Here is a 13132-nt window from a genome sequence, read left to right on the forward strand (position 1 = left end):
CGCATAAGCGTCTAGCAAGGAGGAATGCCATGCTTTCCATACTGCTGCCCGGAGAACTCGAAGAGCGACTCGAACGCCTTGCTGTACGCACAGGCCGCTCCACCACCTTTCATGTTCACGAAGCTCTCGTTCAATATTTGGACGATCTCGAAGATTTCTACGTCGCCGAGGAGCGTCTTGAGGAGTTTCGAAAAAGTGGACGCGAGGGGATACCTCTCGAAGAACTGATGCGTCGCTACATTCGCGAAGCAATCGACGACCCAAGCGATGATATTGATGAGGATGCGGTTTTCGATCGCATCGAGCGTCGCCATGCTGAGCGCATGAGACGCGAAGGCAAGGACTAAACGCCGCCTTCCGCGCCAAATAAAATCAAGAGTTGCTTGCCACTCCCGCCCCTTCGTCCCATCAAGGTCACAATTGTTTGAAGAAACTCGTTCACGCGTGCCTTGTTCGCGGCCGTCAGCCGTTATATCGCACTTCCAGCCGCTACTCTCATTTATGAGGAAATTATGCAGATGTCCGAAATGCAACTGACCAAGCGCCAGCTCCTGGGCGGCGCAGCTGCCGCGACCGCCAGCCTGGCGGTCTTCAGCAGCGCCAATGCGGCTGTGGAAATTCCGAAGTCCGACGGCGATGTCGATATGGAAGCCGTGCTGAAGCCGGGCGCTCTGCCGGAAATGGCGCTGGGCAAGGAAGACGCCAAGGTCACCATCGTCGAATACATGTCGATGACCTGCCCGCACTGCGCGCACTTCCACACCACCACCTTCGACGAGATCAAGAAGAAGTATGTCGACACCGGCAAGGCTCGCTTCATCATCCGCGAATTCCCCTTCGACCCTCGCGCCGCCGCAGCCTTCATGCTGGCCCGCTGCAATCCGTCCAAGCCCGAAGATCTGAGCACGCCGGAGCAGTATTTCCCGATGGTCTCGATGCTCTTCAAGCAGCAGCAGACCTGGGCCGCCGCTGAAGATGGCCGCACCGCACTCCTCCAGATGTCCAAACTCGCTGGATTTAGTGAGGAAAGCTTCACGAAGTGCTTGACGAACCAGAAGCTGCTGGATGAAGTGAACGCGACGCGGGAACGGGGTTCCAAGGATTTCGGCGTCAACGCCACGCCGACTTTCCTCATCAACGGGAAGCGCTACTCTGGAGACATGTCGGTTGACATCATGTCGGCCCTTATCGACAGCCTGCTTTAAGCTGAGCCGTTCCTATAAGACGGGCGACGGCGGAAGCCGTGCGCCCGTTTTTTTGTTGACGCATGGTTTGCGCTTGCGGCCCCCTCATCCGACCCTTCGGGCCACCTTCTCCCCGTGGGGGAGAAGGGGAGGTAGAGCGAGTGGCCAGCTCCGAGTCTCTTCTCCCCAGCGGGGAGAAGGTGCCGGCAGGCGGATGAGGGGGCTCCGCGCTCCGAGGCCCACCACATGAAGTTCAACAAGCTCCGCCTCGTCGGCTTCAAATCCTTCGTCGAACCCGCCGAATTCGTCATTGAGCGCGGCCTGACCGGTGTCGTCGGGCCGAATGGCTGCGGCAAGTCCAATCTTGTCGAGGCGCTGCGCTGGGTGATGGGCGAGAACTCGTACAAGAACATGCGCGCATCAGGCATGGACGACGTGATCTTCTCCGGCTCCGGCAATCGTCCCGCCCGCAACACCGCCGAGGTGGCGCTCTATCTCGACAATGCCGACCGCACCGCGCCTGCTGGCTTCAACGACAGCGACGAGATCCAGGTCACCCGTCGCATCGAGCGCGAGCAGGGATCGGTCTACCGCATCAACGGCAAGGAAAGCCGCGCCAAGGACGTGCAGCTGCTCTTCGCCGATGCCTCCACCGGCGCCCGTTCACCGTCCATGGTCGGGCAGGGGCGTATCGGCGAGCTGATCTCCGCCAAGCCGCAGGCCCGCCGCCAGTTGCTGGAAGAAGCCGCCGGCATTTCCGGCCTGCATTCGCGCCGCCACGAGGCCGAGCTTCGCCTGCGCGCCGCCGAAAGCAATCTCGAGCGTCTCGACGACGTGACATCGCAGCTCGAAAGCCAGATCGAGAGCCTGAAGCGCCAGGCCCGCCAGGCCAATCGTTTCAAGTCGCTCTCCGCCGATATCCGCGCCCGCGAGGCGATGCTCCTGCATATCCGCTGGGTGCAGGCCAAGGAGGCGGAAGCCGAGGCCGACAGCGCGCTCAACCAGGCCACCTCCATCGTCGCCGAAAAGGCGCAGATGCAGATGGAGGCCGCCAAGTCGCAAGGCATATCGAGCCTCAAGCTTCCTGAACTGCGCGAAGGCGAAGCCCGCGCGGCGGCCGCCCTGCAGCGCCTGCAGATCGCAAAGACCCAGCTGGAAGAAGATGCCAACCGCATCCTGCGCCGCCGCGATGAGCTCACCCGCCGCCTGGCGCAGCTCTCTGAGGACATCAGGCGCGAGGAACGGCTCGTCGCCGACAATGCCGAGATCCTCCAGCGTCTCGATGCCGAGGAGGCCGAGATCAACGAGATCCTCGCCGATTCCGGCCGTTATGCGGAAGAGACCCGCGAGGCCTTCGAGGAGGCCGCCGCCAAGCTTGCCGATAGCGAGCGCATCTTCGCCGGCCTGACATCGGAACGCGCCGAAGCCGCCGCCGGCCGCAACCAACTCGAACGCGCCATTCGCGATCTCTCCGATCGCAAGATGCGCCTCGAGCGCCAGATGGACGAGGCCAATCGCGAGCTGTCCGGTATCGGCGAGCGCATCGCGACGCTGCCCGATCCCGATGAGAAGCGCATGGTGGTCGAGGCCGGCGAAAGCGCCGTGGCCGAGGCCGAAGCCGCCATACAGGCCGTCGAGCAGGCGCTGGCCGCCGCCCGCCAGACGGAGGCGATGTCGCGCGCGCCGGTCGATCAGGCCCGCGCCCAGCTGAACGCCATCGAGACCGAAGCGCGCACCATTTCCCGCATGCTGGCATCCGGCGCCACCGCCGGTGAATTCGCGCCTGTCGCCGATGATCTCAAGGTCGATCGCGGTTTCGAGACCGCCGTGGGTGCTGCCCTTGGCGACGATCTCGAATCCCCGCTCGACCCGAAGGCGCCCGCCCACTGGTCGGAAAACGGCGATGGCGCGGCCGATCCGGCGCTGCCATCGGGCGTCACCCCGCTGATCACCCATGTCCGCGCGCCCGCAGCCCTTGCCCGCCGCCTCAAGCAGATCGGCCTCGTCTCCGACGCCGATGCGCCCGCTCTCATGGCGAGCCTCAAGCCCGGCCAGCGCCTCGTCACCCGCGATGGCGCCGTCTACCGTTGGGATGGCCACGTCACCGGCGCCGATGCGCCGAGTGCCGCCGCACTCCGTCTCGCCCAAAAGAACCGTCTGTCAGAGCTCGAGAGCGAAGCATCGATCGCCCGCGACGTGCTCACCGAGGCTGAAGAGCAACTGGCGATCGCGGCCGAAGCCATCTCGGGCGAGGAACATCGCCTAGCCGAGGCCCGCGATACCGCGCGCATGTCGGCGCGCCAGCTGGCGGAAGCACGTGAGGCGCTGGCGGCTGCCGAGCGCGCCTCCGGCGATCTCATCCGCCGCCGCGATGTCATTGCCGAAGCCGTCAGCCAGCTGCAGAGCCAGCTCGAAGACATCGCCATTCAGGAAGAAAACGCCCGCATCGAGCTCGACGACGCGCCGGATCTCTCCGCGCTCGACGAGCGCCTGCGGCTGCAGCAGGCCGATGTCGCGACCGATCGCGGCGCCCTTGCCGAAGCCCGTGCCCGCCACGAGAGCCTCAACCGCGAAAACGACGCCCGCCAGCGCCGCATCATCGCGATCGGCCAGGAGCGCGAGACCTGGCGCCAGCGCGCCGCAAGCGCCGAGGACCACATCGCGACGCTGCGCGACCGCGAGGAAGAGGCGCGCGAGGAAGCCGCCGATCTCGAAATGGCGCCGGACGAATTCGACGACAAGCGCCGTGGCCTGCTGAACGAGCTGCAGAAGGCCGATGATGCCAGACGCGCCGCCGCTGATCTGTTGGCAGAGGCTGAGCTGATGCAGCGCGATGTCGATCACAAGGCGGCGATTGCGCTCTCCGAGCTTGCCGAAAGCCGTGAACGCCGTGGCCGCGCCGAGGAGCGTCTGGTCTCGGCCCGCGAAAAGCGCGTGGAGACCGAGGCGCGCATCCGCGAGGCGTTGAACGTCGCGCCGCACGAAGCCTTCCGGCTCGCCGGCCTCGATGCCATGCAGGCGATGCCTGATCTGCGCGAGGTCGAGCGCGAGCTTGAGCGGCTGAAGATGGAGCGCGAACGGCTCGGCGCCGTCAACCTGCGCGCCGAGGAAGAGCAGAAGGAACTGAGCGACCGGCTGGCGGCGCTGATCAAGGAGCGCGACGACGTCATCGACGCGATCCGCAAGCTGCGCGGCGCCATCCAGAGCCTCAACCGCGAAGGCCGCGAGCGCCTGATCGCCGCCTTCGATGTGGTCAACACCCAGTTCCAGCGCCTCTTCACCCATCTGTTCGGTGGCGGCACGGCCGAGCTGCAGTTGATCGAATCCGACGATCCGCTGGAAGCCGGCCTCGAAATCCTCGCCCGCCCGCCGGGCAAGAAGCCGCAGACCATGACACTGCTCTCGGGCGGCGAGCAGGCGCTGACGGCGATGGCGCTGATCTTCGCGGTGTTTCTCACCAACCCGGCGCCGATCTGCGTGCTCGACGAAGTGGACGCACCGCTCGACGATCACAACGTCGAACGCTACTGCAACCTGATGGACGAGATGGCGGCCTCCACCGAGACGCGATTTGTCATCATCACCCACAACCCGATCACCATGGCTCGCATGAACCGCCTGTTCGGCGTGACGATGGCGGAACAGGGTGTGTCGCAGCTGGTCTCCGTCGACCTGCAAACCGCCGAACAATTGCGCGAGATCGCCTGAGGTCAAGGCGAAACACCCAAAAAAAGTCAGGCCTGAATGGGCTTCTCACCCAATAAGGTGATGCCTTTTTACCCATCTTGCATTAGAAGAAACTGTATGTGCGGTCCGTGAGGATCGCGCCAGCGGTTTTGCGTACAGATTGCCGTGCGCATGTGTTGAGGCTTCCTCCACGTTGTATCGGCATGCTGAACCCCCCGTCCGGTTTTCCTGGCCGGACGGAAATAAGGCTTTGCGGGACTTTGTTGCGGTCCCGCAAAGCTTTATTACTCTTCCTGAAAATTCAAACGGCTTGAATACGCGGATGTTGTGCACTGCAACATTTTGGCCGTATTTGTGCGATTTTCATTTTAACACCAAGGGATTAAGCTGATCCCGATTTTGGTGTTGGGGAGAGCATGACCAAGTGGGTCTATACATTCGGTAATGGCGCGGCGGAGGGGCGAGCGCTCGACCATGAGATGCTGGGCGGCAAGGGGGCCAATCTCGCCGAGATGTGCAGCCTCGGCCTGCCCGTTCCCCCTGGCTTGACCATCACCGCCGACGCCTGTTCCGCCTATTATCGCGACGGCCGCCGCATATCGGATGAGGTGCGCCAGCAGGTGCTGTCCGGCATCTCAAGCATCGAGGCCGTCACCGGCCGTCGCTTCGGCGCTGGTGCAAGCCCGCTGCTCTTGTCGGTCCGCTCAGGTGCGCGCGTATCGATGCCGGGCATGATGGACACGGTGCTCAACCTCGGGCTCAACGACGAGACCGTTCAGGCGCTCGGCCATGACGCGGGCGACGCGCGCTTCGCCTGGGATAGCTACCGTCGCTTCATCCAGATGTACGCCGATGTCGTCATGGGTCTCGACAACGAGGTCTTCGAGGAAATCCTGGAAGACGAGAAGGCCCGCCACGGCTACGAATACGATACCGAGATGACCGCGAGCGAATGGCAACACGTCGTTCATCTCTACAAGGCGGTGCTGGAGGAAGAACTCGGCGAGGAGTTCCCGCAGGATCCGCAGGTGCAGCTCTGGGGCGCTGTCGGTGCGGTGTTTTCGAGCTGGATGAGCGCCCGCGCCGTCACCTATCGCCATCTCCACAATATTCCCGAAGGTTGGGGCACCGCCGTCAATATTCAGGCCATGGTCTTCGGCAACCTCGGCAATTCGTCGGCCACTGGCGTCGCCTTTACCCGCAACCCGTCGACCGGCGAAAAGTCGCTCTACGGCGAGTTTCTGGTCAATGCACAGGGCGAGGACGTCGTCGCCGGCATCCGCACGCCGCAGAGCATCACCGAGGAGGCCCGCATCTCCTCCGGCTCCGACCGGCCGTCGATGGAAAAGCTGATGCCGGAGGCCTTCCGGGAGTTCGTGGCGATCTGTGATCGTCTCGAGGCCCATTATCTCGACATGCAGGATATCGAGTTCACCATCGAGCGCGGCACGCTGTGGATGCTGCAGACGCGCTCAGGCAAACGCTCGACCCGAGCGGCAATGAAGATCGCCGTCGATATGGTGGATGAGAAGATGATCACCGAGGAGCAGGCCGTGCTGCGCATCGAGCCATCTTCGCTCGATCAGCTGCTACATCCGACCATCGACCCCCGCGTCGCGCGCGAGGTGATCGGCACCGGCCTTCCGGCATCGCCGGGCGCTGCATCCGGCGAGATCGTCTTCACCGCCGAAGAGGCGGTGATGGCGGAAGAGGAGGGGCGCAAGGTCATTCTTCTGCGCGTCGAGACCAGCCCCGAGGACATCCACGGGATGCATGCCGCCGAAGGCATTCTGACGACGCGTGGCGGCATGACCAGCCACGCGGCCGTCGTTGCCCGCGGCATGGGCATCCCCTGCGTCGTCGGCGCCGGCACCATGCGCATCGATCTGCGCAACGAGCGGCTGATCGGCATGGGCGTGACGCTGAAGAAGGGCGACATCATCACCATCGACGGATCGGCAGGGCAGGTGCTGAAGGGCGAGGTGCCGATGGTGCAGCCCGCGCTCTCGGGCGATTTCGGCCGCATCATGGAATGGGCCGACCGCGTCCGCCGCATGACGGTGCGCACCAACGCCGATACGCCCGCGGACGCCCGCGCCGCGCGCTCCTTCGGCGCCGAGGGCATCGGCCTATGCCGCACTGAGCACATGTTCTTCGAGGGCGAGCGCATCCATGTCATGCGCGAGATGATTTTGGCGGAAGACGAGGCGGGCCGCCGCGCGGCGCTCGACAGGCTGCTCCCCATGCAGCGGGAGGATTTCGAGAGCCTCTTCAACGTCATGCACGGCCTGCCGGTGACAATCCGCCTGCTCGATCCGCCGTTGCACGAATTCCTGCCGAAGACCGACGAGGAAATCGCCGATGTTGCGGCCGCCATGAACATGGAGGCGACAGCGCTTCGCCAGCGCGTCGATGCCCTGCACGAGTTCAACCCGATGCTCGGCCATCGCGGCTGCCGTTTGGCGATCTCCTATCCCGAGATCGTCGAGATGCAGGCGCGCGCCATCTTCGAGGCAGCCGTCCATGCGGCCCGCGAGACGGGCGCCGCCGTCGTGCCCGAGATCATGGTGCCGCTCGTCGGCCTGCGCTCCGAGCTCGATTACGTCAAGGATCGCATCGACGCCATCGCCCGCGACGTGATGACGGAAGCCGAGATGCAGATCGATTACCTCGTTGGCACGATGATCGAGCTGCCGCGCGCGGCACTGCGCGCCCACATCATCGCCGAAGCCGCCGAATTCTTCTCCTTCGGCACCAACGACCTGACACAGACCACTTTCGGCATCTCGCGCGACGACGCCTCGGCCTTCATCCCAACCTACCAGCGCAAGGGCATCATCGAGCATGACCCCTTCATCTCGCTGGATTTCGATGGTGTCGGTGAACTCATCCGCATCGCCACCGAGCGCGGTAGGCGAACCCGCGCCGACATGAAGCTCGGCATCTGCGGTGAGCACGGCGGCGATCCGGCCTCGATCCATTTCTGCGAGGGCATAGGTCTCGACTACGTCTCCTGCTCGCCCTTCCGCGTGCCGATCGCCAGATTGGCGGCAGCGCAGGCTGCCATCAAGGAGAGGTCGCTGTAAAGCTTACCAGCGGTAGTAGGGGCCGCCGTAATAGGGGCCGCCCATGCGCCACGACATATCAGACATCGCGTAAGCGCTGTCGGCCCGCGCCTGCGCCTGTCGATTGAGATCGATGCGTTGCAGGCAGGTGGCGAAGCCTTCGGTACCGCGCTTGAAGCCATAGCTCATGCATTGCCGCTCATCGGCCGCGCGCCGTTCTTCCGGCGTCATCGTCTGGCAGGCCGAAAGGCCGATCGCAATGGCGGCGATGGTGAGCGTCAGCGGGAGAATACGCATGGTTTTATCTTCAACGGATTGATCTTGCTGAAATAGCAGACGCCAAGCCTGACTAACCGTCAACTAAAAACTCCGTCAGCCGCAAAACTTGTCATGCGGCTCCCGCGGGATCGCCGATCGGCAGCAGCGCCGGATCAAGCGTCGGGTCGTTCGGGTTCTTGCTGTCGCCAGGATCCTGCGCCGGCGTCAGCGGCGGCTTTTCCTGCACGCGGTCGGGAATGCCGGGTGTCGGCGTCGGGCCGCGCGGCGTCTCTGGCGTGGGCACGGGGATCGGGTCGCGATTGGGCATGATTGTCTCCTTTCAAGGGAAAACGATGCCCCCAAGCTTTGGTTCCGGCTTTCGCCCGGATGAGAACCGCTATAAGAAGACGCCTCACGGAAATGGAAGCGACTGATGGCACTGCGTGATCGATTCTCGAAAAAGCTGACCTGCCCGCAATGCGGCAATAGCGGCTTTGCCGAAGCCTCCGAGACGGACGATCCGAAGCGCAAGCACCCGGGCTTCAACATCGACCAGCTGCCGCGCGGGCTTTTCGTCCAGCGCCAGACCAATTTTCAGGAAACCAGTGTGATCAAGTGCGAATGCGGCCGCAAGTTCGCCTTCCGCACGCTGGCGGAAGCCGCCTCCGGCCGCGACTAAACGAGACTAGAACCGCTCCAGCACCTCGATAAACGCATCGGCGAACTGCGCGATATGGGCGGTCTCCGGCGCCGGGCTCTCCATGCGGATGTCGGTGCCGTTCTGATCGAGCACCGCCAGCACGATCCGCATATCGGCGGAAGCGGACGGGATCCGCAGCACCGCGATCCGCTTGCAATCGTCGATCAGTCCTTCGGCAGGCAGATCGAACAGGAATTCGCCCCCGCTCTTGCCCGCCGCCGTGCGCACTGCATCGCAGAAGTCGCTGTCGCCATCATAGCTTTCGAGCGAAAGCTCGAGCTCCAGAAGCTCCATCGGCAGAAGCGGATCGCTCGCATCGACGCCGGCAAGCGTCGGCATGGGGCTTTCCACTGCAAGCTCGGATGCGATCATTGCTTTTCTCCTGTTCGTCCGTGACCGATGAACATGCTGCAACTGCGGGAAATCAACTCAATATCAGAAAATGCTCACGTAATCCATGCCCGCCTTGCTGGTCTAAAACGTGGCTTCATCGTGGATTGGACACGCTCGCGTAAGACAACAGTTTCAATTTAGGCGAATCTTGCACTAAACAAGTGCTTGGGCGATTTGCGCGTTCATGCGGGACGCGCCGCTTGCGACTAACCGGTAAGTTTGATGGCAATCCGTTTCGACCGCCCCATTTCCAGTGCCGCCCGCTTTTCCAGGCGGTTCGCGGCCTTTGCGCTGGTCTTGTGCCTGGCGGCGCTGATCGGTCACCGCTTCGCCGGCCTCGCCACGCCCTATCTTGTGCTCATCCTGATCGTCGCCACCGGCTTCAGCATCCTGGCCGCGGTTCTCGCCGCAGCCGGCCTGCGCAGCCTTTGGCTGACGGGCGCCGAGGGCGGGCACGATGCGCTGAAGGCGCTGATCTTCGCGGCATTGCCGCTCGTCATCGGCGGGCTGGCGGTCGAGCGCTATCTCACCATGCCCGTCATCTACGACGTCTCCACCGACCCCGTCTCGGTGCCGGACTGGCTGAAGACCCCGAGCGCCGACCAGATCTGGCTGAAGCGGGTTCCGGTGACGCCGGAGGATCGCGAGAAGCAGCTGGAAGCCTATCCGGAACTGACAGGCCGCCGCTACGACGGCGCCATCGACCGCGTGCTTGAGGCTGTCAAGAAGGTCGCCAAGCTGAATGGTATCCGCATAACGCGCGCCGAAGGCGACAGTGTGCCGACCCGCGACCCCGAGAATAAACCGGCGGCCAAGCCCCAAGCCCAGAACCAAGCCGCCGACAACACCGCCGTGCCCGACGAGGCCCCCGATGTCGTGCCCGTTCCAACGCCGCGCCCCTATGACGACGACGTCGCCCAGCTGATCCGCCGCGCCAACGGCGTGACGCTGCAGGGCGAAACCCGCACGCTGGTTCTCGGCCTGCGCTTCGACGTCATCATCCGCCTGCGCGAAGAGGCCGAGACCACCTTCGTCGACGTCCGCGTCGCCTCCCGCTACGGCCCCTCCGACCTCGGCTTCAGCGCCGATATCGCCGAGGATTATCTGAAAGCGCTGGACGCCGAACTGCTCGGCATCGCCGGCAGCTGATCCATAAGGTCGGATTGTACGGCCCTGTCTGTCATCCGAGAAAGCGATCGCGTTGTGCCGGCGTCGGCACGAAGCAGCTTGCCCGCCGCCCGGCAATCTTCAGCCGGTTGCGCGCCACGAATTCGTAGAGCCGCTCTGCAAGCTTTCGCGGCAAAAGCCGGAGTATCCTCACGGCCGACCAGGGCGCGCCGAGCCCGGCCACCATGCGGATCGAGCCGTCCGACTTGAAAAAGGCCCGCCCGCCTTCGATCAGGATGTTGGTCTCGTAGTCACGCTCGTTGAGCCCATAGTGCCGGTAGAGCGCCTCGCCGAGCGGCGTCTGCGCGGCAAGAAAGCGGTAGCGCTGGCGCTTGTCGTGTTTCAGCGCGAATTGCACCCAGGCCGAGCAGAACACGCATTCGCCATCGAACACGATCAGCGCCTTGTCGTCGGGAAATCGGGAACGGCCGCATCCTGGCGATAGCTGTAGTCCGCCCGCATCGGCTCATCCTCTCCCGGCCATCCGATACGACCCCAAAAGCGCCGGTGAGCCATCGGTCTCGATCTCGCCGCGCTCGATCAGATCCTCGATATGCGCCAGCACGGAAAGGGCCGCCGCACCGTGCAGCCGCGGATCGGTGTCGCGGTAGATCACCTTTACCATGTCGGGGATATTGGTATCGCCGGCCCTGATCCGCCCCAGCACCGCGCGCTCGCGCATCCGCCTGTGCGTCTTCAGCGCCCGCATGAAGGAGATCGGCTTGCGCACCGGGCCGCCATGGCCGGGCAGGAGCAGCCGGTCGCGCCTTGCAATCAGCTTGTCGAGCGAGGCCATATAATCGGCCATCGAGCCATCCGGCGGCGCGACGATCGAGGTCGCCCAGGCCATGACATGATCGGCCGAAAACAGGATGCCGGTGTCATCAAGCGCGAACGCCATGTGATTGGCAGCGTGCCCCGGCGTATGCACGCCCGTCAGCCGCCAGCCGTCGCCCTCGATCGCTTCGCCGTCGGCAAGCTCGACATCGGGGCGAAACGCCATGTCGGAGCTCTCGGCGAAGGGATTGGTCTCCCCCGCATGCAGCGGCCGCGCCGCCCGGTGCGGCCCTTCGGCGACGACGATAGCCCCCGTCGCCTCCTTGAGCCGGCGCGACAGCGGCGAGTGATCGCGATGCGTATGGGAGACGAGGATATGCGTGACCTCGCGCCCCTCAAGCGCTGCCATCAGCGCCGAAAAATGCGCGTCGTCATCAGGGCCCGGATCGATCACCGCGACCGAGCGATCGCCGACGATATAGCTGTTGGTGCCGTGAAAGGTGAACGCGCTCGGATTGTTGACCGTGATCCGCTGAACGCCGGGTGCCACCGGCACGGCCTGGCCGTAGGCGGGCTCGAAGGCGCGATTGAAGTCTGGATTGGCCATGTCGTTCCTGCGGTCGTCCACCCGGTCGTATCTTGTAACGACCTACTTGTACTCGATCTCGATGAAGGACATCGGCTTGTCGCCGGCATTGACGACATTGTGTTCGGTCCCCGCGTCGCGCCGATAGGCGGCACCCGCCGCGATATCCACCCGCCGGCTATCGCCGTTTTCCTCGATCAGGAACTGGCAGTCCGTCATCGGCACCACGACATAGCCCATCCCATGCGTATGCACGCCGGTATCGGCGCCGGGCTCGAAGTCCCAACGCGTGATCTTGACGACGGCATCGTCGAGGAGAAGCGTGGCAAGGGCAGGCGGGCGGGCGCGATACTGGCTCATTGTCACTCCGAAGCGCTATGGTCTGAGAAGAGACCTATCATGCCGTCCGCCAAAGCGTACAAAAAAGAGCGCACAGAAAAGACCGCACAGAAATATGCTCGCCCTGAAACTTAATGATTGTGACGTTCACGGACCTTTGCTAATCAGGCGACGCAATTGGCAAGCGTTTATCGCTGCCAGTCTCTGGTGGGGCGTCGCCAAGCGGTAAGGCACCGGTTTTTGGTACCGGCATTCCCAGGTTCGAATCCTGGCGCCCCAGCCATCCTTCTCATCCAGTAAATCCCTGAACGCGATCGCGCTTCAAGCATGTTTGGTTTGAGTGGCGGCAACCGTGTCCCCAAAAACAAAAAAGGCGGAACCTGTGTCCCGCCTCTCATGTCTCTTGCGCTCGCTGCGCCTTACTGCGCGGCCGGCTGGGCAGGCGCCAGGAATTCGGCGCAGTAGGATGGACCGTTCACGCCGGGGATGTCGCCGGCGACCTTGATGCTGCGGATCGTGTAGTCCGAGCTGGTGGTAATGGTAACCTGGCAGCGCAGATACTGCTTGCGGGCGGGCGAGATCTGCTTGCCGCGCTTGCCCTCAGTGCCATCGGCATACTTTGCCGGAACGGTCACGGTCTTGTAGCCGCCCTTCCAGGTGTAGACGTTGCCGCTGCCATTGTCGGCATCGGTGAGCGGCGGGCCAAAGGCCGCGAAGAACTTGCCGGCGGACTGGCCGACCCAGCGGCTGGAGATCGGATCGGCGGCCGTGGGGATGGTCGTGCAGCCGGCCAAGGTGATGGCCAGCGCTGCGGCTGCGAAAGTGCGGAGTTTCATGGTGTCGTCCCTGGATTTGTCGCGCATTCGGCGGCGGGAATCACTGCCCCTGCAGCGTTTCAGCCTGTCCTGACAGCGCTTTAGCGCGGAACCCGGCAAAAGAAAATCAGCTCTTTTTCGCGATTGCAAAATTTGCGGCG

Annotated in this window: 12 protein-coding genes, 1 tRNA gene and 1 pseudogene; 7 read left to right on the forward strand and 7 right to left on the reverse strand. The window is 63.8% G+C overall.

Annotation, left to right across the window (positions count from 1 at the left end):
- Window positions 1-29 precede the first annotated feature (29 nt).
- From relB to ppdK, 4 genes are all read left to right on the forward strand, one after another.
- On the forward strand, window positions 30-347 hold the full coding sequence (gene relB / locus J5286_RS05305) for a type II toxin-antitoxin system RelB family antitoxin (protein ID WP_245205359.1): 318 nt from the start codon (window positions 30-32) through the stop codon (window positions 345-347).
- 165 nt (window positions 348-512) lie between these two features.
- A complete protein-coding gene (locus tag J5286_RS05310; protein ID WP_047507864.1) occupies window positions 513-1205 on the forward strand; it encodes a DsbA family protein in 693 nt (230 codons plus the stop codon).
- Window positions 1206-1430: 225 nt separating this feature from the next.
- Window positions 1431-4892 (forward strand): chromosome segregation protein SMC, encoded by a 3462-nt coding sequence (gene smc, locus J5286_RS05315; protein ID WP_209189495.1) that lies wholly within the window; start codon window positions 1431-1433, stop codon window positions 4890-4892.
- A 395-nt stretch (window positions 4893-5287) separates the two neighbouring features.
- Window positions 5288-7957, forward strand: coding sequence for a pyruvate, phosphate dikinase (gene ppdK / locus J5286_RS05320; protein ID WP_209189496.1), 2670 nt, complete (start codon window positions 5288-5290; stop codon window positions 7955-7957).
- Window positions 7958-7960: 3 nt separating this feature from the next.
- Here the strand turns inward: ppdK and J5286_RS05325 are convergent, their stop codons facing one another.
- Together J5286_RS05325 and J5286_RS05330 are read right to left on the reverse strand one after the other, a co-directional pair.
- The gene (locus J5286_RS05325; RefSeq protein ID WP_209189497.1) at window positions 7961-8233 is read right to left on the reverse strand and encodes a hypothetical protein; all 273 of its coding nucleotides are present in this window, start codon (window positions 8231-8233) and stop codon (window positions 7961-7963) included.
- A gap of 91 nt (window positions 8234-8324) precedes the next feature.
- Complete coding sequence (locus J5286_RS05330; protein ID WP_018899035.1) at window positions 8325-8522, reverse strand: hypothetical protein; 198 nt, start codon at window positions 8520-8522, stop codon at window positions 8325-8327.
- A 105-nt stretch (window positions 8523-8627) separates the two neighbouring features.
- Between J5286_RS05330 and J5286_RS05335 the strand changes: the two genes are divergently transcribed.
- Window positions 8628-8873 (forward strand): hypothetical protein, encoded by a 246-nt coding sequence (locus J5286_RS05335; RefSeq protein WP_018899034.1) that lies wholly within the window; start codon window positions 8628-8630, stop codon window positions 8871-8873.
- Between the two features lie 6 nt (window positions 8874-8879).
- Here the strand turns inward: J5286_RS05335 and J5286_RS05340 are convergent, their stop codons facing one another.
- Window positions 8880-9266, reverse strand: a complete 387-nt coding sequence (locus J5286_RS05340) for a hypothetical protein (protein WP_209189498.1) — start codon at window positions 9264-9266, stop codon at window positions 8880-8882.
- A 243-nt stretch (window positions 9267-9509) separates the two neighbouring features.
- Between J5286_RS05340 and J5286_RS05345 the strand changes: the two genes are divergently transcribed.
- Window positions 9510-10436, forward strand: coding sequence for a DUF1499 domain-containing protein (locus tag J5286_RS05345; protein ID WP_209189499.1), 927 nt, complete (start codon window positions 9510-9512; stop codon window positions 10434-10436).
- Window positions 10437-10467: 31 nt separating this feature from the next.
- On the opposite strand, the pseudogene J5286_RS05350 reads toward J5286_RS05345, so the two are convergent.
- From J5286_RS05350 to J5286_RS05360, 3 genes and pseudogenes are all read right to left on the reverse strand, one after another.
- Window positions 10468-10916: pseudogene (locus tag J5286_RS05350) on the reverse strand (thiol-disulfide oxidoreductase DCC family protein).
- Window positions 10917-10920: 4 nt separating this feature from the next.
- Window positions 10921-11838, reverse strand: a complete 918-nt coding sequence (locus J5286_RS05355) for an MBL fold metallo-hydrolase (RefSeq protein ID WP_209189622.1) — start codon at window positions 11836-11838, stop codon at window positions 10921-10923.
- A gap of 42 nt (window positions 11839-11880) precedes the next feature.
- Complete coding sequence (locus J5286_RS05360) at window positions 11881-12177, reverse strand: cupin domain-containing protein (protein ID WP_018899028.1); 297 nt, start codon at window positions 12175-12177, stop codon at window positions 11881-11883.
- A 187-nt stretch (window positions 12178-12364) separates the two neighbouring features.
- On the opposite strand from J5286_RS05360, the gene J5286_RS05365 reads away from it, so the two are divergent.
- A tRNA-Gln gene (locus J5286_RS05365) sits at window positions 12365-12439 on the forward strand.
- 136 nt (window positions 12440-12575) lie between these two features.
- On the opposite strand, the gene J5286_RS05370 is transcribed toward J5286_RS05365, so the two are convergent.
- Entirely contained in the window at window positions 12576-12992 is a 417-nt protein-coding gene (locus tag J5286_RS05370; protein WP_113235707.1) for a hypothetical protein, read from the reverse strand.
- Between the last annotated feature and the right edge of the window lie 140 nt (window positions 12993-13132).

Origin of the sequence: Rhizobium sp. 16-488-2b, assembly GCF_017741815.1 — a bacterium.
In the GTDB taxonomy this organism is placed as follows: Bacteria; Pseudomonadota; Alphaproteobacteria; order Rhizobiales; family Rhizobiaceae; genus Rhizobium.

Bases quoted from the DNA above. Each gene is read 5' to 3' on its own strand.
- relB (WP_245205359.1), top strand. From the start codon at position 30: ATGCTTTCCATACTGCTGCCCGGAGAACTCGAAGAGCGACTCGAACGC.
- J5286_RS05310 (WP_047507864.1), top strand. From the start codon at position 513: ATGCAGATGTCCGAAATGCAACTGACCAAGCGCCAGCTCCTGGGCGGC.
- smc (WP_209189495.1), top strand. From the start codon at position 1,431: ATGAAGTTCAACAAGCTCCGCCTCGTCGGCTTCAAATCCTTCGTCGAA.
- ppdK (WP_209189496.1), top strand. From the start codon at position 5,288: ATGACCAAGTGGGTCTATACATTCGGTAATGGCGCGGCGGAGGGGCGA.
- J5286_RS05325 (WP_209189497.1), bottom strand. From the start codon at position 8,233: ATGCGTATTCTCCCGCTGACGCTCACCATCGCCGCCATTGCGATCGGC.
- J5286_RS05330 (WP_018899035.1), bottom strand. From the start codon at position 8,522: ATGCCCAATCGCGACCCGATCCCCGTGCCCACGCCAGAGACGCCGCGC.
- J5286_RS05335 (WP_018899034.1), top strand. From the start codon at position 8,628: ATGGCACTGCGTGATCGATTCTCGAAAAAGCTGACCTGCCCGCAATGC.
- J5286_RS05340 (WP_209189498.1), bottom strand. From the start codon at position 9,266: ATGATCGCATCCGAGCTTGCAGTGGAAAGCCCCATGCCGACGCTTGCC.
- J5286_RS05345 (WP_209189499.1), top strand. From the start codon at position 9,510: ATGGCAATCCGTTTCGACCGCCCCATTTCCAGTGCCGCCCGCTTTTCC.
- J5286_RS05355 (WP_209189622.1), bottom strand. From the start codon at position 11,838: ATGGCCAATCCAGACTTCAATCGCGCCTTCGAGCCCGCCTACGGCCAG.
- J5286_RS05360 (WP_018899028.1), bottom strand. From the start codon at position 12,177: ATGAGCCAGTATCGCGCCCGCCCGCCTGCCCTTGCCACGCTTCTCCTC.
- J5286_RS05370 (WP_113235707.1), bottom strand. From the start codon at position 12,992: ATGAAACTCCGCACTTTCGCAGCCGCAGCGCTGGCCATCACCTTGGCC.